Raw genomic sequence first — 21289 nt, forward strand, 5'->3', positions numbered from 1 at the left:
AAAATAATGAAATTCAGTGAACTGTGGTTACGCGAATGGGTGAATCCGGCCATTGATAGCGAAGCGCTATCGGGCCAAATCACGATGGCAGGCCTGGAAGTGGACGGCGTTGAAGCCGTTGCCGGTAGCTTCAACGGCGTGGTTGTTGGTGAAGTGGTTGAGTGCGGCCAGCACCCGAACGCAGATAAACTGCGCGTGACGAAAGTGAATGTAGGCGGCGAACGTCTGCTGGACATCGTCTGCGGTGCGCCAAACTGCCGTCAGGGCCTGAAGGTTGCCGTGGCGACTATCGGTGCCGTACTGCCAGGTGACTTCAAGATTAAAGCCGCTAAGCTGCGCGGTGAACCGTCTGAAGGGATGCTGTGCTCGTTCTCCGAGCTGGGTATTTCCGACGACCATAGCGGTATTATCGAACTGCCGGCCGACGCGCCGCTGGGTACCAATATCCGTGAATACCTGAAGCTTGATGACAATACCATTGAAATCAGCGTGACCCCGAACCGCGCCGACTGCTTAGGCATTATCGGCGTTGCGCGCGACGTTGCCGTGCTGAACAAGCTGCCGCTGAACGAACCGGAAATCAAAGCCGTTGCCGCGACCATTGGCGATGTTCTGCCAATTCAGGTTGACGCTGCCGAGGCGTGCCCACGTTACCTCGGCCGCGTGGTCAAAGGTATCAACGTTAAAGCGCCAACCCCGCTGTGGATGAAAGAGAAACTGCGTCGTTGCGGTATTCGTTCCATCGATGCAGTCGTGGATATCACCAACTACGTCCTGCTCGAACTGGGCCAGCCAATGCATGCGTTCGATAAAGATCGCATCGAAGGTGGCATCGTTGTGCGGATGGCGAAAGAGGGTGAAACGCTGGTGCTGCTGGACGGTACCGAAGCTAAACTGAAAGCCGACACGCTGGTCATCGCCGACCACAACAAAGCGCTGGCAATGGCCGGTATCTTTGGTGGTGAGCACTCTGGCGTGAACGATGAAACGCAAAACGTGCTGCTCGAGTCCGCATTCTTCAGCCCGCTGTCTATTACCGGCCGCGCGCGCCGTCATGGCCTGCACACCGATGCATCCCACCGTTATGAGCGTGGCGTTGACCCGGTACTGCAGTACAAAGCGATTGAACGTGCTACCGGCCTGCTTCTCGACATCTGCGGCGGTGAAGCGGGTCCAATCATCGATGTGACTAGCGAAGCCACGCTGCCGAAGCGTGCAACCATCACGCTGCGCCGCAGCAAGCTGGATCGCCTGATTGGTCATCATATTGCTGATGAGCTGGTGACTGACATCCTGACCCGTCTGGGCTGCGAAGTGACCGTGGGCAACGACGAATGGCAGGCCGTGGCACCTACCTGGCGTTTCGACATGGAAATTGAAGAAGATCTGGTCGAAGAAGTGGCGCGCGTTTACGGTTATAACAGCATCCCTAACGAGCCGGTACAGGCTGGTCTGGTGATGGGTAGCCATAAAGAAGCCAACCTGTCGCTGAAGCGTGTGAAAACGATGCTTAACGACAAAGGCTATCAGGAAGTGATCACCTATAGCTTCGTTGACCCGAAAGTTCAGCAACTGGTTCACCCGGGTGAAGAAGCGCTGATTCTGCCAAGCCCAATCTCCAGCGAAATGTCGGCGATGCGTCTGTCCCTGTGGACCGGTTTGCTATCTACCGTGGTCTACAACCAGAACCGTCAACAGAACCGCGTACGTATTTTTGAAACCGGTCTGCGCTTTGTACCGGACACTCAGGCTCCGCTGGGTATCCGTCAGGACGTGATGTTGGCTGGCGTTATCTGTGGCAACCGCTACGATGAACATTGGAACCTGGCAAAAGAGACCGTTGATTTCTATGATTTGAAAGGCGATCTGGAGTCCGTTCTCGATCTGACCGGTAAATTATCTGAAATTCAGTTCAAAGCAGAAGCGAACCCTGCGCTGCATCCGGGCCAGTCTGCGGCGATTTATCTGAAAGGTGAACGCGTTGGTTTCATTGGTGTTATTCACCCGGAACTGGAACGTAAGCTGGATCTGAACGGCCGTACTCTGGTGTTCGAACTGGAGTGGAACAAGCTCGCAGACCGCGTGGTTCCTCAGGCTCGTGACGTTTCGCGCTTCCCGGCGAACCGCCGTGACATCGCGGTTGTGGTTGCTGAAAACGTGCCCGCAGCAGATATTTTAAACGAATGTAAGAAAGTTGGCGTAAATCAGGTAGTTGGCGTAAACTTATTTGACGTGTACCGTGGTAAGGGTGTTGCGGAAGGCTATAAAAGCCTTGCTATCAGCCTAATCCTACAAGATACCAGCCGTACACTCGAAGAAGAGGAGATTGCCGCTACCGTCGCCAAATGTGTAGAGGCATTAAAAGAGCGATTCCAGGCATCATTGAGGGATTGAACCTATGGCGCTTACAAAAGCTGAAATGTCAGAATATCTGTTTGATAAGCTTGGGCTTAGCAAGCGGGATGCCAAAGAACTGGTTGAGCTGTTTTTCGAAGAGATCCGTCGCGCTCTTGAAAACGGTGAGCAGGTAAAACTCTCCGGTTTTGGTAACTTTGATTTGCGTGACAAAAACCAACGCCCGGGACGTAACCCTAAAACGGGTGAAGATATTCCCATTACAGCCCGGCGTGTGGTGACCTTCAGACCAGGACAGAAGTTAAAAAGCCGGGTCGAAAACGCAACACCCAAAGAAGAGTAATCTGAACTAACTAAAAAGGCCGCGCATGCGGCCTTTTTCTTTTCCTGGTGGCGTAACCACCGTAAAATCTAACGCTTTCCACAGGCTTACGGATAACTATGCTGGTCTATGCATCCCAACAGCAGCGGCTTCACCACCGCTGGCTCATCACGTTGTCGTTCATTCTCCTGCTGATGTTGGTTATTGGCCTGTGTGCGGGCGACCAATGGATTGCGCCAGGGGAATGGTTTACGGCAAAAGGGCAGCTCTTTATCTGGCAAATCCGCTTACCGCGCACGCTGGCCGTTATGCTGGTTGGGGCGGCGTTAGCGTTATCTGGCACCGTTATGCAGGCACTGTTCGAGAATCCCCTTGCCGAGCCGGGGCTACTTGGCGTCTCAAACGGCGCGGGTGTGGGACTCATTGCCGCAATTATGCTCGGGCAGGGGGTGTTACCTGCCTGGGGGCCGGGCCTAGCGGCCATTGTGGGGGCGTTGACGATAACCGCCATTCTGATGCGTTTCGCTCGTCGTCATCTATCAACCAGCCGTTTACTGCTGGCCGGGGTGGCGTTGGGGATTATCTGTAGTGCCTTGATGACCTGGGCCGTCTACTTTTCTACCTCGTTCGACCTGCGTCAGTTGATGTACTGGATGATGGGAGGCTTTGGCGGCGTAGACTGGCAGCAGCTTTGGCTGATGGGGGCGCTGGTGCCGGTGATGGCCTGGCTATGTCTGCAATCGCAGCCGCTAAACCTGCTGGCGCTGGGTGAAACGTCGGCCCGGCAGCTCGGTGTGCCCATTTCGTTGTGGCGTAAACTGCTGGTGATGGCAACCGGCTGGCTGGTTGGGGTAAGCGTCGCGCTGGCGGGGGCTATCGGTTTTATCGGCCTGGTGGTGCCGCATATGCTACGTCTGTGCGGCCTGACCGATCATCGCGTTCTGCTACCTGCCAGCGCGCTCGCAGGGGCCAGCACGCTGTTATTTGCGGATATTGTGGCGCGTCTTGCATTATCGGCAGCGGAGTTGCCCATCGGTGTGGTCACCGCCACATTAGGCGCCCCGGTATTTATCTGGCTATTACTGAAGTCGGGAAAATACTAAGAGGAAAGGGCCGCAGCACAGCAGCAGCTTGATCAAAAAGCCTTGGTGTCGCAGCTGCGTCTCTGGCTATTATGAAAGGCCGGGCGATAAGACCCCACACACGCTGAAAAGAGGATGCTATGCAAACCAATGTTCTGAACACCCCCGTCACCACCATCGATGGCGAAAAAACCACGCTGGAAGGCTATAAAGGCAAAGTACTGCTGATCGTTAACGTGGCATCAAAATGTGGCCTGACGCCACAGTACGAGCAACTGGAAGCGCTTCAGGAGTCTTTACAGGGCGAGGGCTTTACCGTACTGGGCTTCCCATGCAATCAGTTCCTGGGCCAGGAGCCGGGCAGCGAAGAAGAGATCAAAACCTTCTGCAGCACGACTTACGGCGTCACCTTCCCGCTGTTTAGCAAAGTCGAGGTGAACGGTGAGCAACGTCATCCGTTGTATAGCCTGCTGACGCGCGCAGCGCCAGATGCCATTGCACCAGAAGGCAGCGGTTTCTACGAGCGTATGGCGAGCAAAGGCCGTGCGCCTGCGCATCCGGGCGATATCCTGTGGAACTTTGAGAAGTTCTTAATTGGTCGTGACGGTGAAGTGATTAACCGTTTTTCTCCTGATATGACCCCTGACGACCCAATCTTGACTGCCGCCATCAAGCAGGCCATCGCTCAGGTATGATGCCATTGATGCAGCTTCAGAATGTCGGTGAAGGCGTTCGACTCCAGAGCATTAACGCCGTTGTAGAACGTGGCGACATGGTGCATCTGGTGGGGCCAAACGGTGCCGGGAAAAGCACGCTACTGACGAGAATGGCCGGACTCAGCCGCGGGAAGGGGGATGTCGCGTTCAACGGTCAATCGTTGGATACCTGGCCTGCCGCGCAGTTGGCACGACATCGAGCCTATCTTTCACAGCACCAATCACCGCCGTTCGCGATGCCGGTCTGGCAATTTCTGATGCTGCATCAATCCCAAACTCAGGATACCACGGTGTCCGTCCACGTGGCGGAGGCACTTGGGCTGAGTAATAAACTTGCACGAAACGTCAGCCAGCTTTCCGGCGGCGAGTGGCAGCGCGTCCGGCTGGCCGCCGTTATTTTACAGATTCACCCCGCGGTTAATCCGAACGGACAGCTTTTGCTGTTGGATGAACCGATGAACAGCCTTGATGTTGCTCAACAGGCTGCGCTGGATAAACTGCTTCTGGAGCTCTGTGCTGCTGGAGTTGCCGTGGTAATGAGCAGTCACGATCTTAACTACACCTTACGTCATGCGGGCCGCACCTGGTTACTGTGTGAAGGTCGGATGATAGCCAGCGGTGGTACCGAATCCGTATTGCAACCAGATCATTTAGCGGCAGCTTATAATATGACCTTCCGGAAACTGGAAATAGCCGGTCACCAAATGCTCATTTATGACAATGACGGCGAAAATTAATCCATACTCTTGTTGCCACTATCGGCATTGCTTGCTAGTCGATAGTGAATCGATATAATTTATGAGTGAATAAAAAAAACAGAGGATGCGCTGGATATGCGTTTCTGGACTCTTTTTCTTGTGGCATTCATTTTAGCAGGGTGTAGCAGCCACCGGGCGCCGCCACCAAATCCGCGACTTTCGGATTCCATCGCCGTGATTGCCGGCCTTAATGACCAGCTACAGAATTGGCATGGTACGCCTTATCGCTATGGCGGCATGACTCGCCGCGGCGTTGATTGCTCGGCGTTTGTGCTGATGACTTTCCGCGACAAGTTTGAAATGCAGTTGCCAAGGGAGACACGGCAACAGGCGAAAATTGGCACTGAGATAGATAAAGACGAATTGCTGCCAGGCGATTTAGTCTTTTTCAAAACCGGAGCGGGAGAGAGCGGGCTACATGTCGGTATCTACGATACGGATAACCAGTTTATTCACGCGTCAACCAGCCAGGGCGTGACGCGTTCCTCACTGGATAACGTATACTGGCGAAAGAATTTCTGGCAAGCCAGACGAATTTAATCAAAAAGAAAAGGAGGCGAAATGCCTCCTTTTCTTTTAATTGGCGGTGAAAGTTTAAATAAATAGCCTGCTATATTCTGATTTTTGTTAGGCGAGATCATAGAACTTAAGGTTGATTGTGTTATTCCGTGACTTTCGATTACAATCATTACGATCCAGTGACGGACCGATGAAATAAAAAGGAACCGATGAAAGGAATAGGCACAGCATCCATTACCGTAGGTTTTTTGCTTTGTGACGTCAGGAACCCGGACATGACTTTTAGTGAAGGGCAGTCGCAATGATTGTATCGCTGGATAATACATATAGTTCTCAGTTGTATTTTCTTCCCGCCCGAAATAGTGACGGGCATCTTGTTGGCTTAAAAGTGGTGTGCCAGTTTAGCGGTCTTAATAACCACGTTCGCATTCCAACTAGCCTGGTCTTACCCCGCCTTACTCAACAACAAGAAATAACCTTGTTCCAGGAGAAACTGGCGCTGTTGACCACCTGCCAGCTGTTTTTTATGCAGCATAATCTGACCGCCTGGATAATGATCCCGCCTGGCGTGGTTGATGCATTACTCAATGATGAAGTACTCGCTGCCAGCGTGCAGCGCTTGCCTTTTTTGGAGCTTGCCGTCAGTGAACAGTTTCCTGGGTTGAATGATATCGATGAGAATCACCCGCTCTGCAAGCTTAGCCATAATTTCCCGCTCGCACTAAGCGATTTTGGTGCGGGTAATGCCTCTACCAAAGCGGTTTTCGCCGGGCTATTTAAACGTATTGTGCTGGATAAAAGCTTTGTGCAGCGCCAGCTCAAATCACTCTCGTTTGAGCCTTTTATGCGCGCTATTGTGAGTCAGATACAGCCGTACTGTCAGGGCATCATGATATCGGGGATTGATAACGAAACTATTCGTCAGCGCGTCATACCTTATGGTTTTAACGGTATGCTTGGTAGTTTATGGCCAGTGGTGCCAGAATCATCTTTAATAACATTAGTGCAACAATAACCCTGCGGTTCCTCGGGTGTTTTACGTACCGTAACCCAATACACTACGGACAGGAGGAATCATGAACCTGTCATTTAACACTCGCTGGCGCGATGAGCTGCCGGGATTTTACACGTCGCTACAGCCTACGCCGCTGAGCAATGCTCGCGTTGTCTGGCATAACGCACCGCTAGCGCAGGAATTAGCTATTCCTGAAGCATTATTTTCCCCATCAAAAGGGGCAGGTGTGTGGGGCGGCGAAACGCTACTACCGGGAATGTCACCGTTGGCGCAGGTCTACAGCGGCCATCAGTTTGGCGCCTGGGCCGGTCAGCTTGGTGACGGACGCGGTATTCTGCTGGGTGAACAGCAGTTGGAAAATGCCAAAACGCTCGACTGGCACCTGAAAGGCGCGGGCCTGACGCCCTATTCGAGAATGGGGGACGGTCGCGCGGTTCTGCGTTCCACGATACGCGAAAGCCTGGCCTCTGAGGCGATGCACTATTTGGGGATCGCCGGCACGCGCGCGTTGGCTATCGTTTCTAGCGATACGCCGGTCTACCGAGAGACGGTGGAGTCTGGTGCCATGTTAATGCGCGTTGCCGAGAGCCATATTCGCTTCGGTCACTTTGAACATTTCTATTATCGCCGCGAGATGGAGAAGGTTCGTCAGCTTGCGGATTACGCTATTCGTCATCATTGGCCCCACCTGCAGGATGAACCCGACCGCTACGGTTTGTGGTTCCAGGATATGGTATCCCGCACGGCAATAATGATTGCTCGCTGGCAAACGGTAGGGTTTGCCCACGGCGTGATGAACACCGATAACATGTCGATCCTGGGTCTGACGATGGATTACGGTCCGTTCGGTTTTCTGGATGATTATCAGCCGGAATACATTTGCAATCATACGGATACCCAGGGACGTTATCGTTTCGATAATCAGCCAGCGGTAGGACTGTGGAATTTGCAGTGCCTGGCGCAGTCGCTGTCGACGCTGATTGATGTGGATACGCTCAACGCGGCGCTGGAGGGATATCAGCACACGTTATTCCGGGAATATGGCCAGCGAATGCGCCAGAAGCTAGGATTGTTTAGCGAGGAGGGCGGGGATAACGATCTGCTCAACGGCCTGTATGCGCTGATGGAGCGTGAGGGCAGCGACTACACGCGCACCTTCCGCCTGCTGAGCGATACTGAACAGCAGAGCGCAGCATCGCCGTTGCGCGATGAGTTTATCGACAGAGCGGCATTTGATGACTGGTTCACACGCTATCGCTCCCGTTTGCAGCAGGAGCACATTGATGATGCCCAGCGGCAGCAGGCGATGAAGCACGCCAATCCCGCTCTGGTTCTGCGTAACTGGCTGGCACAGCGTGCGATTGAACAGGCTGAAAAGGGCGACTATCAGGAACTGCAGCATCTTCATGAAGCGCTTCGTGACCCGTGGCGAGACCGTGATGATGATTACAGCCGCCGTCCGCCTGATTGGGGTAAACGGCTGGAGGTGAGCTGTTCAAGCTAGCCGCTATGCTGCGTTGTCGCTGGCAGCGCAGCTATTTAGTCAGAATAAGTTTTCCTGCCTGAGTCTGACGGAGCAAATACTGCTGTTCACCGTGTTCAATAATGACTCGACCTTCCTGACCTAACAGCGTACTGCTGTCGATCCGTCGATCGGTGGGGAGAGGACGAGGAGAGTTATCCTTTTGCGGTTCCACTGCTGCGCACGTATCCATTAGCGACATATTTCATAATGAAAATCAATGTAACAATGATAACCATTATCAGTAATAGCCATGTTAACCGCAAGCGTTATTTATCATTTTGTATGACAAGGTTTTATTGCCCGCTGCGTAGCAGCGGGCAGAGCGTACTACAGGCGGGTCGCGACGGCTGCCGCCAGTTTTTCCAGCAGCAGTTCGGTATCTTCCCAGCTCAGGCAAGGATCGGTGATTGACTGACCGTAGGTTAACGGCTGGTCGGCAACGATTTTCTGAGTGCCTTCGCGCAGGAAGCTTTCTGCCATAATCCCGGCAATCGCTGAAGAGCCGTTGCGGATCTGCTGACAGATGTCGTCGCAAACTTCCAACTGACGGCGGTGCTGTTTCTGACAGTTACCGTGGCTGAAATCAACCACCAGATGTTCCGGCAGGTCGAACTCGTGCAGCGTATCACAGGCTGCTGCAATATCATCCGCGTGGTAGTTCGGCTTTTTGCCGCCGCGCATGATGATATGACCGTACGGGTTGCCGCTGGTCTGGTAAATGGTCATCTGGCCATTTTTGTCCGGAGACAGGAACATATGGCTGGCGCGGGCGGCGCGAATCGCATCCACGGCAATTCGCGTATTGCCGTCGGTACCGTTTTTAAAGCCGACCGGGCAGGAGAGCGCAGAGGCCATCTCGCGGTGAATTTGGCTTTCCGTGGTACGTGCTCCGATAGCGCCCCAGCTAATGAGATCGGCGATAAACTGTCCGGTCACCATATCGAGAAATTCGGTCGCTGTCGGTACGCCAAGGGTGTTCACCTGCAGCAGTAGCTTACGGGCCTGCTCAATGCCGTGATTCACGCGGTAGCTGCCGTTGAGATCCGGATCGGAGATCAAGCCTTTCCAGCCCACCACGGTGCGCGGCTTTTCAAAATAGGTGCGCATCACGATTTCGAGTTCGCCCTGATGCTTTTCGCGCAACTGCTGTAAACGGCGCGCGTAATCCATTGCGGCATCAAGGTCGTGAATAGAACAAGGGCCGACGATTGCCAGCAGGCGACGGTCTTCACCGTTAAGAATTTTTTCAATGCGGCGACGTGAAGCGGTAACGTGCGCCGCGACGTCTGGTGATACAGGGTGGCGCTGAGCAAGTTCAGCAGGCGTAATCAGGCTCTCAATGCGAGCGGTACGCAGTTCATCGGTCTTATTCATGGATATCTCAGAAATTTGTTGCTTCGCCAGTCAATATGCTGGGAAGTGATGCACATCACGATAAACCAATCCCCGCTAAATTCAAGGGTGACGCGTAATGTGCGCTCAATCACACTGCTATGATAAACAAATTTGATGCATTGTACTAGTGTATTAGTACATTCTGCGGCTCAGCCCCATGATGTCCATGATTTTAGTAGCAATTTCTTCTACGGAGTAATTAGTACTGTTCAGCCACGGGATCTGGTGCCTGCGGTACAGTGCCTCAACTTCCGCGACTTCCATTCGGCACTGGCGCATTGAGGCGTAGCGACTGTTCTCCCGACGCTCTTCGCGGATGGCTGCAAGGCGTTCCGGGTTAATCGTCAGCCCAAACAGCTTGTGCTGAAGCGGCTTCAATGACGTGGGCAGGACGAGGTTATCCATATCATCGGCAATAAACGGGTAGTTGGCGGCACGAATACCAAACTGCATCGCCAGGTAAAGGCTCGTCGGGGTTTTTCCACAGCGCGATACGCCAAGCAGGATGACCTGCGCTTGGTCGAGGTTGCGCAGTGAGATACCGTCGTCGTGCGCCAGCGTGTAATCAATGGCGGCAATACGGGCGTCGTACTTGGTCAGGTTACCCGGCGTTAAGCCGTGGGTGCGGTGGGCAATAGGGGTCGGGTCAAGCTTAAGTTCTTCCTGCAAGGGGGCCACCAACGCCTGAACGATGTCCTGACAAAACCCTTCACATTGCAGAATAATGTCGCGAATTTCGGGAATAACGATGGAATAGAAGACCAGCGGGCGAATTCCGGTTTGCTGATAGATAGCGTCAATTTGCTCCTTCACCGCCCTGGCACGGCTTTCACTTTCGATAAACGGCAGTGTGATACTGTTTATCGCCACCGGGAACTGCGACATCACCGCGTGGCCGAGGACTTCTGCCGTAATGGCGGTACCGTCAGAAATATAAAATACCTGCCTGTCGACTGCGTTATCCATATTGCTTGACTCCCATTAATTGCCTGAAAGGGTAAATTAAATTTAAACACAACCCTGTGCCATTTGTCTTAAATTTAAAAAATGAAACGGTATTTTTATTTTTAATGAAATGGTCGTTTCAATTTCCAAAAGATGCCAATAGACCGCCGGTTGTTGTGCCTTTTTAGTTGAATCAGTAGGTTATGAATAACCGGGAATCAATCCGAAAAAGTAAAAAAATAATTTGCTTACACGATTCACCGTTTTTTTCAGCCGTTTAAATATGCGAGGATAATTTAAGTAGTCAGTCGTTACTTATCACTGCTTCTTTAATCAAAAAAGGATTGTCTCGATGTCCAACAATGGCTCGTCACCGCTGGTGCTTTGGTACAACCAACTCGGCATGAATGATGTAGACAGAGTTGGAGGCAAAAATGCCTCCTTGGGTGAAATGATTACGAATCTGTCCGGAATGGGGGTTTCTGTCCCTAACGGATTTGCCACCACTGCCGATGCGTTTAATCAGTTTCTCGACCAGAGCGGTGTGAACCAGCAGATCTATCAACTGTTGGATAACACTGATATTGACGACGTTACCGCCCTGGCGAAAGCCGGCGCGCAGATCCGCCAGTGGATCATCGACACACCTTTCCAGAGCGAACTGGAACAGGCTATCCACGAAGCCTACAACCAACTGGCAGCCGATAACGCCAACGCCTCTTTCGCCGTGCGCTCCTCAGCCACCGCGGAAGATATGCCGGATGCGTCCTTCGCCGGTCAGCAAGAAACTTTCCTCAACGTCCAGGGCTATGAAGCGGTGCTGGTGGCGGTGAAGCATGTCTTTGCCTCGCTGTTTAACGACCGTGCCATCTCCTACCGTGTTCACCAGGGTTACGACCACCGCGGCGTCGCGCTCTCAGCGGGCGTCCAACTGATGGTGCGTTCCGACCTCGCGTCTTCTGGTGTGATGTTCTCTATCGATACTGAATCCGGCTTCGACCAGGTGGTGTTTATCACTTCCGCGTGGGGCTTGGGCGAAATGGTCGTACAGGGCGCGGTCAACCCGGATGAGTTCTACGTGCACAAGCCAACGCTTGCCGCAGGCCGCCCGGCGATTGTACGCCGTACGATGGGATCGAAAAAGATCCGTATGGTCTACGCGCCAACGCAAGAACATGGCAAACAGGTGCGCATTGAAGATGTGCCGCAGCAGCAAGGCGACATCTTCTCGTTGACCAACGATGAAGTGCAGGAACTGGCGAAGCAGGCCGTGCAGATCGAAAAACACTACGGTCGTCCCATGGACATTGAGTGGGCGAAAGACGGTCACACCGGCAAACTGTTTATCGTGCAGGCGCGCCCGGAAACCGTGCGTTCGCGCGGACAGGTGATGGAGCGCTACACGCTGCACTCTCAGGGGCGCATTGTCTCTGAAGGCCGCGCTATAGGCCACCGCATTGGTGCGGGCCCGGTGAAGGTGATTCATGACATCAGTGAAATGAACCGTATCCAGCCAGGCGATGTGCTGGTCACCGACATGACCGACCCGGATTGGGAACCGATCATGAAAAAAGCGGCGGCGATTGTCACCAACCGTGGCGGCCGAACCTGCCACGCGGCGATCATCGCGCGTGAACTGGGTATTCCTGCGGTAGTAGGCTGTGGTGATGCCACCGAGCGCATGAAGGATGATGAGAAAGTCACCGTCTCCTGCGCCGAAGGCGACACTGGCTACGTCTACGCCGACCTGCTGGACTTCAGCGTGAAAAGTTCCAGCGTCGATACCATGCCGGATCTGCCGCTGAAGATCATGATGAATGTCGGCAACCCTGACCGCGCGTTTGACTTTGCCTGTCTGCCGAACGAGGGCGTCGGTCTTGCGCGCCTGGAGTTCATCATCAACCGTATGATTGGCGTGCACCCACGTGCGCTGCTGGAGTTTGATGATCAGGAGCCTAAGCTGCAAAACGAAATCCGCGAGATGATGAAAGGCTTCGACTCGCCGAAAGAGTTTTACGTTGGCCGTCTGACCGAAGGGATTGCAACGCTGGGCGCAGCGTTCTACCCGAAACGCGTCATTGTCCGTCTCTCTGACTTCAAATCGAACGAATACGCCAACCTGGTGGGCGGCGAGCGTTACGAGCCGGAAGAAGAGAACCCAATGCTGGGCTTCCGCGGCGCCGGTCGCTACGTTTCCGATAGCTTCCGCGATTGTTTCGCGCTGGAGTGTGATGCGGTGAAGCGCGTGCGTAACGACATGGGGCTGACTAACGTTGAGATCATGGTGCCGTTCGTGCGTACCGTGGAGCAGGCGAAAGCGGTGGTGGACGAACTGGCGCGCCAGGGGCTGAAACGCGGTGAGAACGGGCTCAAAATCATCATGATGTGCGAGATCCCGTCTAACGCCTTGCTGGCGGATCAGTTCCTTGAGCACTTTGACGGTTTCTCTATTGGTTCAAACGACATGACGCAGCTGGCACTGGGTCTTGACCGTGACTCTGGCGTGGTTTCTGCGCTGTTCGACGAACGCAACGACGCGGTGAAAGCGCTGCTGTCGATGGCGATTCGCGCCGCGAAGAAGCAGGGTAAATACGTGGGCATTTGCGGTCAGGGTCCTTCTGACCACGAAGACTTTGCCGCCTGGCTAATGGAAGAGGGGATCGACAGCCTGTCGCTGAACCCGGACACCGTCGTCCAGACCTGGCTGAGCCTGGCTGAACTGAAAAAATAACGCCATTGCGCAGCGAAATCCCGGGCATCGACCCGGGATTTTTTTGTCCATAGGGTTGCGGAGGATCACACTCCGGAAAGAAAACCAAAAATCATAAATCTGCTGGCAATTTCTACAATTGTCCGCCACGCATCACTTCTGAATACTGATTCGCTAATGTAAATACCGTGTGCTTACCCATCATCATTAGCCAATGATTTCGGGTACTTATCAGCGACTCAGGAGACCGGCTATGACCCCGATTTATAAAGACCCTCAGCGCCCGATTCAGGAACGCGTAACAGACTTACTCGCGCGTATGACCCCCGAAGAAAAATATGCCCAGATGCACGCCTGGTGGCTGGTGCTCTCGGAAGACGGCAATCATCGCGAAAGAACGGATATGAGCGATGAGTTTGCGGGCGTAAGCGAGCAAACGTCGCTGCGTGAACGCTTAAAACTCGGCGTCGGGCAGATTACCCGTCCGCTGGGAACCCATATTGTGGATGCGAAGACCGGCGTCCGAGCGGCAAACCGCCTGCAAAAAATGATGATGGAAGAGACGCGCCTCGGTATTCCTGCACTGTTCCACGAAGAGTGCCTGGTCGGGCTTTTATGCAAAGATGCCACGCTGTTCCCGTCATCGCTAAACTATGGCTCAACCTGGGATGCGGAACTGGTCAAACGCGCCGCTCAGCAAATTGGTGAAGAAGCCCGTTCTACCGGTTGTAAGCAGGGGTTAGCGCCCGTGCTTGATGTTTCCCGCGATGTCCGTTGGGGACGCACGGAAGAGACCTTTGGTGAAGACCCATGGCTGGTGGGGGTAATGGCCTGCGCTTACGTTGAGGGGCTGCAGGGTGAAAAGCGAGACGTGCTGGCGACGCTGAAACACTATGTGGGTCACTCGTTCAGCGAGGGGGCGCGCAACCATGCGCCGGTTCATCTGGGCTTCCGTGAATTGAACGACACGTTCCTGCTGCCGTTTGAAATGGCGGTGAAGCAGGCTAACGCAGGGTCGGTCATGCCCGCGTATCATGACATTGATAATCAACCGGGCCATAGCGACAGCTTCCTGCTGACCACGGTGCTGCGTGAACAATGGGGCTTTGACGGCATTGTCGTCGCCGACTACGGCGGCGTGAGTCTGCTGCATCAGCATCACGGTGTGGCCGCAGATGCCGCAGAGTCAGCGGCGCTCGCCTTTAATGCCGGGTTGGATGTGGAATTGCCGAAAGATGATTGCGCCCGCCATCTGGCGGAAGCAGTCGCTCGCGGACTTATTACGCCGGAAAAAATTGACGAGATTGTGGCGCGTACGCTCACCGAGAAATTCCGCCTTGGCCTGTTTGAACATCCGTATACCGACGAAAACGCGATTTCGCTGCAATCCGAGGCCACTCGCCAGGCGGCGCGTGAAGTGGCTACCCGCTCGATGACGCTGCTGGAAAATCGTGATGCCTTACCGCTTACCGGTAAGCCGCGCGTGGCCGTGGTGGGCCCGACGGCGGACGATCCGCTGGCGCTGCTGAGCGGCTACAGCTTCCCAGTGCATCTGATCATCAGCGATATGATGGAAAAAACCTCACAGGTCACCACGCCGCTGGTAGCGCTGCGCCATTATCTGGGCGATGACCACGTTCGTTATGCCAAAGGTTGCCATATCATCGAACAGCGGATGGCCGGTGCGCCGGTGTTCCCTGGGGATAGTTCGGGCAAACCGATACAGGCTTCGCCGGTCTCTCACGACCTGAGTCTGATTCCAGAAGCCGTACGCGCGGCGCAAGACAGTGAAGTTGTCATCGCCTGTGTCGGCGACCTCGCCGGATTATTCCAAAGCGGCACGGTAGGGGAAGGTTCGGATACCGACAGCCTTAACCTACCGGGCGTACAGCAACAGCTTTTGCAGGCACTGGTGGATACCGGTAAGCCAGTCATCGTGGTGATGACCGGTGGGCGTCCTTACAACCTTCAAGGGTTAGAGTCGAAGGTAGCCGCGTTGATGCTAGCCTGGGCTCCAGGTCAGGAAGGTGGCTGGGCCATTGCTGATGTGTTGACCGGACGCGCCGAACCACAGGGCCGTCTGGTGGTCAGCGTGCCAAAAAGCGCAGGGGCGATGCCGTTTTACTATAACCATAAGCTCAAAAGCGGCGGTACGCCGTTCGCGTTCCACTTTGGGGCACTTTATCCGTTCGGTTACGGAAAAGGTTGGGGGGAGTTTAGTTTCGGCACTCCGCAACTCCAGCAAAGCCAGGTGGCCATTGACGGAGAGATTACGCTGAGTGTAACGGTGAAAAACAACGGTGAACGCAGCGGGAGTGAGGTCGTTCAGCTCTACGTGCGCGACAAAGTGGCATCGATGGTTCGTCCGCTTCAGGAGCTCAAGGCCTTCCAGCGTGTGACGTTATCGCCGAATGAGCAGGTAACGCTGACTTTTACCGTCCCCGTCGATATGCTCAACTTTACCCGCTACGATGGCCAACGCATCGTCGAGCCCGGCGAGTTCGAACTACAGATAGGGATGTCTTGTGCGCAGATTCATGGGCGAGCATCGGTACAGGTTACCGGTGAGACCCGCGTGCTACCGTCTGACTGGCGGATGATGAGCCGCTGCGAAGTGCGCTAAGCCCTTGCCATCCCGGACGTGGCTCGGTGAGTCGGTTCCGGGATGTGCCCGTACGGCAGGCAAAAAAAAAGCCCAACGTGGGAGTTGGGCAAAGACTACACACAGCAATTCGTTGTTTCACTCAGGGGATAGATAAATCAAGGGGTTGATCTATTACCTTAGGACTCATACTAGGCCATGCGGCGTTTTTGCGTCGATCAGATTCGTCTCAATAGTTAAAGAAATGTGAATAATTTCCGTAGCATGTCGCAGAAAGCGAGGGAAACGCGTTGGGCAAATTGGGTGAAAGGTGAATTTTGCTTAAGTAACGGCGGAGTCACCCTGCGTTGATTGGTTAGGGGATTGGTAGGCCGGATAAGCGAAGCGCCATCCGGCAATGTGTGCGGAGTTTGCCGGATGGCGCTTCGCTTGTCCGGCCTACAACGTAATATTGACTTAACTAACCAACGTGACTATCTGGCTTACTGTTTCGGATAGTTATTCTGCTCAAGCTCGGCCAGCTCTTCCAGCACCTGGTCCGGATCTCGTGACGGTGGCGGAACTTCATGCAGCCAGGCATCAAACAGACGCCAGGAGACGGCGAGCAGCACCGGGCCGATGAACAGGCCAATCATGCCGAATGCGACCAGCCCGCCAATCACGCCAGAGAGAATCAGAATCATTGGCAGGTCTGCGCCCATGCGAATCAACATTGGGCGAATCACGTTATCCATCGTCCCGACTACGCAGCTCCACACCAGCAGTACCGTGCCCCAGGTGGTATCACCCGTCCAGTAAAGCCAGATAATGCACGGCACCAACACGATCAAAGGCCCGAGCTGTACCAGACAGGAGAAGATCATCACTACGGTCAGCAGCGTGGCGTAGGGTACGCCAGAGATGCCGAGACCGATGCCGCCCAGTACTGCTTGCGTCAGCGCGGTGACCACTACGCCCAACGCCACGGCGCGAATCGCCTGACCGGCAAGCAGCACCGCCGCATCGCCGCGTTTTGCCGCAAGCCGGGTGGCAAAATAGCGCATACCGAACGCCACTTTCTCACCTTGCCAATACAGCAGGGCGCTAAACAGCAGCATCAGGGCGCTGTGCATCAGGAAACGCCCAACGTGCGCGGCCTGGCCAACAAACCAGGTGGTGGTGGTGCCAATGTATGGGCGCACTTTGGTCATCAGCGCACTGCCGCCCATGTCCAGCAGGCTATGCCAGCCGCTGTAGAGCTTCGCGCCAACGAAGGGAATGCTGTTCAGCCAGGCGAGATCGGGAGGCGTGAGCGTCCCGGTTGTGATGGCGTGCACCAGCGGTGTTGTACCGTCCACCAGGCTATTGACCAGGAGTGCGATAGGGATAACGAACAGTAAAAAGAGCAGTAGCGTCATGACCAGCACCGCCAGCGAGCGGCGACCGAAAAGCTTGCGCTGGAACCAGAGCAGAACCGGCCAGGTGGCAATAACGATGGTGGATGCCCAGGCGAAGCCCAGAATAAACGGCTGAACAATCCATAAACAGGCGATGATCATCAGTGCCAGAAACAGCACAGATAGCAGTATTTGTGGAATATCACGAGGCCGAGGAACCGTGTTCATAAATGAGTTTTACCTTCAGTTGCTTGTCAGCGTGTTGACGCAGCGTAAATCCGTTCATTGATAATAATATCAACAAATTCCCGGCGCTGATTCTGCGACAAAATCTACCGGGCGTATAAGAAAAAAATGTGATAAAAGAATAACTGCACGACGCAAACGATTAATTACTCTCTACACATCATCTTTGCCGTTTGGCTGTTCACGTAAACGGGCAAAATTTTGTGCGTACAACACAACATTCAGAAAGGGTCACAAGTAATGATCCCACAGATTTCCCAGGCACCGGGCGTAGTTCAGTTGGTGTTGAATTATTTGCAAGCACTGGAGCAACAAGGCTTTACCGGCGACACCGCCACTCGTTATGCCGACAGGCTGACGATGGCGACCGATAACAGTATCTATCAGCTTCTTCCCGATGCGGTGATCTTTCCGCGATCCACCGCGGATGTCGCGCTTCTGGCCCGCTTAGCGGCAGAAGAGCGCTTCCAGTCCCTGATTTTCACCCCGCGCGGCGGCGGTACTGGCACCAACGGTCAGTCGCTGAATCAGGGCATCATTATCGACATGTCCCGCTACATGAACCGCATCATTGAGATCAACCCGGAAGAGGGTTGGGTGCGTGTTGAAGCGGGGGTCATTAAAGATCAACTTAACCAGTATTTAAAACCTTACGGTTATTTCTTCGCCCCGGAACTGTCGACCAGTAACCGCGCGACGTTGGGCGGGATGATTAACACCGATGCCTCCGGGCAAGGTTCGCTGGTGTATGGCAAAACGTCTGACCATGTGCTGGGCGTTCGCGCCGTGCTTCTGGGCGGCGACATTCTTGATACGCAGCCAGTTCCCGTTGCGCTGGCCGAAACGCTGGCAAAAGAGCAGTCGGCGGCAGGGCGCATCTACCAAACCGTTTATGAACGCTGTCGGGAAAACCGTCAGCTGATTATCGATAAATTCCCGAAACTGAACCGATTCCTGACGGGCTACGACCTGCGCCACGTCTTTAATGACGAAATGACCGAGTTTGATTTAACCCGTGTGTTGACGGGCTCTGAAGGGACGCTGGCCTTTATTACCGAAGCGCGGCTGGATATTACGCCGCTGCCGAAGGTACGCCGTCTGGTTAATATCAAATACGACTCCTTTGATTCAGCGCTGCGTAACGCGCCGTTTATGGTTGAAGCGCGCGCGCTGTCGGTAGAAACCGTCGACTCTAAGGTCCTTAATCTGGCTCGAGAAGACATTGTCTGGCACTCGGTTAGCGAATTGATTACCGATGTTCCGGATAAAGAGATGCTGGGGCTCAATATCGTTGAGTTTGCCGGCGATGACGATGTGTTGATTGAAGGTCAGGTTAGCGCCCTTTGCCAGCGACTGGACGAATTAATCGCCCAACATGAAGGCGGCGTCATCGGCTGGCAGCGCTGTAACGAGCTGGAGGGTATCGAGCGTATTTACGCGATGCGTAAAAAAGCGGTCGGGCTGCTCGGCAACGCAAAAGGGGCGGCTAAGCCAATCCCATTTGCCGAAGATACCTGTGTGCCACCGGAGCATCTGGCGGACTATATCGTTGAATTCCGTGCGCTGCTGGATAGCCACGGTTTGAGTTACGGCATGTTTGGTCACGTTGACGCGGGCGTATTACACGTGCGCCCAGCGCTCGACATGTGCGACCCGCAGCAAGAGATCTTAATGAAGCAGATCTCTGATGATGTGGTGGCGCTGACCGCCAAATACGGCGGCCTGTTATGGGGAGAGCACGGCAAAGGTTTTCGTGCGGAATACAGCCCGGCGTTCTTCGGCGAACAGCTTTATGCCGAACTGCGCAAAGTGAAAGCGGCGTTTGACCCGCATAACCGTCTTAACCCTGGGAAAATTTGCCCACCGGAAGGCGTAGACGCGCCGATGATGAAGGTTGATGCGGTAAAACGCGGCACCTACGATCGTCAGATTCCCGTCACCGTCCGTTCATCCTGGCGTGGCGCGATGGAGTGTAACGGTAACGGGTTGTGCTTTAACTTCGACGCCAAAAGCCCGATGTGCCCGTCGATGAAAATCACCAACAACCGTATGCATTCACCAAAAGGTCGTGCGACGCTGGTGCGTGAATGGCTGCGCCTGCTGGCGGATCGCGGCGTTGATCCACTTCTGCTGGAAAGAGAATTGCCGGAAAAACGTGCGAGTCTGCGTTCGATGATCGAACGGACGCGCAATAGCTGGCATGCGCGTAAAGGTGAGTACGACTTCTCGCACGAAGTGAAAGAGGCGATGTCTGGCTGCCTGGCCTGTAAAGCCTGCTCGACGCAGTGCCCGATTAAAATCGACGTACCAGAATTCCGCTCCCGCTTCCTGCAACTTTATCACACCCGCTATCTGCGTCCTGTACGCGATCATCTGGTGGCAACGGTCGAAAGCTATGCGCCGCTGATGGCGCGCGCGCCGAAAACGTTCAACTTCTTTATGAGTCAGCCGCTGGTCCGTAAGCTTTCTGAAAAGCATATTGGCATGGTTGATTTACCGCTGCTTTCTGTGCCCTCGTTGCAAAAACAGATGGTGACGCACCGCTCGGCAAACATGACGCTGGAGCAGTTAGAAGCGCTGTCGCCAGAGCAAAAAGCGCTGACCGTGCTGGTGGTGCAGGATCCTTTCACCAGTTACTACGACGCACAGGTGGTGACGGACTTTGTCCGCCTGGTTGATAAGCTTGGCTTCCAGCCGGTGCTGCTGCCGTTTTCACCAAACGGCAAAGCGCAGCATATTAAAGGCTTTGTGAGCCGCTTTACGAAGACGGCACAAAAAACCGCTGACTATCTTAACCGTGTGGCCGAACTGGGCATGCCGATGGTGGGTGTCGACCCGGCGCTGGTGCTCTGTTATCGCGATGAATATAAGCAGGTACTTGGCGATAAACGTGGTGATTTCAACGTGATGCTGGTACACGAATGGTTGCCGCAGATCCTGGAACATAAAGCGCATACGCTGTCTTCTGGCGAACCCTGGTATCTGTTTGGTCACTGTACGGAGGTCACGGCACTGCCGACGGCGCCGAAGCAGTGGGCTGCCATTTTTGCCCAGTTCGGCGCGAAGCTCGAAAACGTTAGCGTGGGCTGCTGCGGCATGGCCGGAACCTATGGGCATGAAGTGAAAAACCACGCTAATTCACTGGGTATCTACGAGCTTTCATGGCATCAGGCGATGGCAACGTTGCCCCGTAACCGCTGTCTAGCGACAGGGTACTCGTGTCGCAGCCAGGTGAAGCGCGTAGAAGGAAGCGGCGTACGCCATCCATTACAGGCATTACTGGAGATGATGGGATGATCTGGAAAAGACAAACCACGCTGGAAGCCCTGAATGCGATGGGCGAAGGTAATATGGTTGGGCTACTGGATATCCAGTTTGACCATATCGACGGCGATTCATTGGCGGCGACAATGCCGGTGGATCATCGCACGCACCAACCGTTTGGACTGCTTCACGGTGGGGCATCGGTGGTGCTGGCGGAGACGTTGGGCTCGGTTGCGGGCTATCTGTGTACCGAAGGGGAAGATCGAGTGGTAGGGCTTGAAGTCAACGCTAACCATATTCGTTCCGCACGCAGCGGTCGCGTGCGTGGCGTGTGCAAAGCGCTCCACGCAGGTCGTCGTCATCAGGTCTGGCAGATTGAAATTTTCGACGAGCAGGGGCGTTTATGCTGCTCGTCGAGGTTAACCACAGCCGTCGTCTAAAGCCTTTGCACGGCGTTTA

16 protein-coding genes and 1 other RNA gene are annotated in these 21289 nt (G+C 54.4%); 12 read left to right on the forward strand and 5 right to left on the reverse strand.

From position 1 onward, the window contains the following. Positions 1 to 6 precede the first annotated feature (6 nt). From pheT to selO, 8 genes are all read left to right on the forward strand, one after another. Positions 7 to 2394 (forward strand): phenylalanine--tRNA ligase subunit beta, encoded by a 2388-nt coding sequence (gene pheT, locus ACH1XZ_RS04100; protein WP_395594420.1) that lies wholly within the window; start codon positions 7 to 9, stop codon positions 2392 to 2394. 4 nt (positions 2395 to 2398) lie between these two features. Further along, positions 2399 to 2698, forward strand: coding sequence for an integration host factor subunit alpha (gene ihfA / locus ACH1XZ_RS04105; RefSeq protein ID WP_003030571.1), 300 nt, complete (start codon positions 2399 to 2401; stop codon positions 2696 to 2698). A 98-nt stretch (positions 2699 to 2796) separates the two neighbouring features. Next, positions 2797 to 3780 carry a vitamin B12 ABC transporter permease BtuC gene (btuC, locus tag ACH1XZ_RS04110; RefSeq protein WP_395594421.1) on the forward strand — a complete coding sequence of 328 codons (984 nt, stop codon included), beginning with the start codon at positions 2797 to 2799 and terminating at the stop codon, positions 3778 to 3780. A gap of 119 nt (positions 3781 to 3899) precedes the next feature. Continuing rightward, positions 3900 to 4454, forward strand: a complete 555-nt coding sequence (locus ACH1XZ_RS04115) for a glutathione peroxidase (protein ID WP_395594422.1) — start codon at positions 3900 to 3902, stop codon at positions 4452 to 4454. Further along, complete coding sequence (gene btuD, locus ACH1XZ_RS04120) at positions 4451 to 5212, forward strand: vitamin B12 ABC transporter ATP-binding protein BtuD (RefSeq protein WP_395594423.1); 762 nt, start codon at positions 4451 to 4453, stop codon at positions 5210 to 5212. The genes ACH1XZ_RS04115 and btuD overlap by 4 nt, the downstream gene beginning before the upstream one ends. 96 nt (positions 5213 to 5308) lie before the next feature. Further along, positions 5309 to 5773 (forward strand): NlpC/P60 family protein, encoded by a 465-nt coding sequence (locus ACH1XZ_RS04125; RefSeq protein WP_035896272.1) that lies wholly within the window; start codon positions 5309 to 5311, stop codon positions 5771 to 5773. Positions 5774 to 6053: 280 nt separating this feature from the next. Next, entirely contained in the window at positions 6054 to 6767 is a 714-nt protein-coding gene (locus ACH1XZ_RS04130; protein ID WP_395594424.1) for an EAL domain-containing protein, read from the forward strand. Positions 6768 to 6828: 61 nt separating this feature from the next. After that, positions 6829 to 8271, forward strand: a complete 1443-nt coding sequence (selO, locus tag ACH1XZ_RS04135) for a protein adenylyltransferase SelO (protein ID WP_395594425.1) — start codon at positions 6829 to 6831, stop codon at positions 8269 to 8271. Positions 8272 to 8302: 31 nt separating this feature from the next. Here the strand turns inward: selO and hemP are convergent, their stop codons facing one another. The 3 genes from hemP to ppsR form a co-directional block, all read right to left on the reverse strand. Continuing rightward, positions 8303 to 8482 carry a hemin uptake protein HemP gene (hemP, locus tag ACH1XZ_RS04140; RefSeq protein WP_395594426.1) on the reverse strand — a complete coding sequence of 60 codons (180 nt, stop codon included), beginning with the start codon at positions 8480 to 8482 and terminating at the stop codon, positions 8303 to 8305. Between the two features lie 137 nt (positions 8483 to 8619). Continuing rightward, on the reverse strand, positions 8620 to 9666 hold the full coding sequence (gene aroH / locus ACH1XZ_RS04145) for a 3-deoxy-7-phosphoheptulonate synthase AroH (RefSeq protein ID WP_035896134.1): 1047 nt from the start codon (positions 9664 to 9666) through the stop codon (positions 8620 to 8622). A 153-nt stretch (positions 9667 to 9819) separates the two neighbouring features. Then, complete coding sequence (gene ppsR / locus ACH1XZ_RS04150; RefSeq protein ID WP_395594427.1) at positions 9820 to 10653, reverse strand: posphoenolpyruvate synthetase regulatory kinase/phosphorylase PpsR; 834 nt, start codon at positions 10651 to 10653, stop codon at positions 9820 to 9822. A gap of 331 nt (positions 10654 to 10984) precedes the next feature. Here ppsR and ppsA point away from each other — a divergent pair, with 331 nt between their 5' ends. Together ppsA and ACH1XZ_RS04160 are read left to right on the forward strand one after the other, a co-directional pair. Further along, positions 10985 to 13363: a phosphoenolpyruvate synthase gene (gene ppsA / locus ACH1XZ_RS04155; RefSeq protein ID WP_185668636.1), complete on the forward strand. Its 2379-nt coding sequence runs from the start codon at positions 10985 to 10987 to the stop codon at positions 13361 to 13363. A gap of 232 nt (positions 13364 to 13595) precedes the next feature. Continuing rightward, positions 13596 to 15965: a glycoside hydrolase family 3 N-terminal domain-containing protein gene (locus ACH1XZ_RS04160; protein WP_395594428.1), complete on the forward strand. Its 2370-nt coding sequence runs from the start codon at positions 13596 to 13598 to the stop codon at positions 15963 to 15965. Between the two features lie 60 nt (positions 15966 to 16025). Here ACH1XZ_RS04160 and rprA read toward each other — a convergent pair. Both rprA and ydiK read right to left on the reverse strand, forming a co-directional pair. Next, an RNA gene (rprA, locus tag ACH1XZ_RS04165) (antisense sRNA RprA) lies at positions 16026 to 16125 on the reverse strand. Positions 16126 to 16426: 301 nt separating this feature from the next. Continuing rightward, complete coding sequence (gene ydiK, locus ACH1XZ_RS04170) at positions 16427 to 17548, reverse strand: AI-2E family transporter YdiK (RefSeq protein ID WP_395594429.1); 1122 nt, start codon at positions 17546 to 17548, stop codon at positions 16427 to 16429. Positions 17549 to 17806: 258 nt separating this feature from the next. Between ydiK and ydiJ the strand changes: the two genes are divergently transcribed. Then, a complete protein-coding gene (gene ydiJ, locus ACH1XZ_RS04175; protein WP_395594430.1) occupies positions 17807 to 20863 on the forward strand; it encodes a D-2-hydroxyglutarate dehydrogenase YdiJ in 3057 nt (1018 codons plus the stop codon). After that, positions 20860 to 21270 (forward strand): 1,4-dihydroxy-2-naphthoyl-CoA hydrolase, encoded by a 411-nt coding sequence (gene menI / locus ACH1XZ_RS04180; protein ID WP_395594431.1) that lies wholly within the window; start codon positions 20860 to 20862, stop codon positions 21268 to 21270. Before ydiJ ends, menI begins: the two co-directional genes overlap by 4 nt. Positions 21271 to 21289 lie beyond the last annotated feature (19 nt).

It is taken from the genome of Kluyvera chengduensis, from assembly GCF_044197065.1.
GTDB lineage: Bacteria > Pseudomonadota > Gammaproteobacteria > Enterobacterales > Enterobacteriaceae > Kluyvera > Kluyvera ascorbata_C.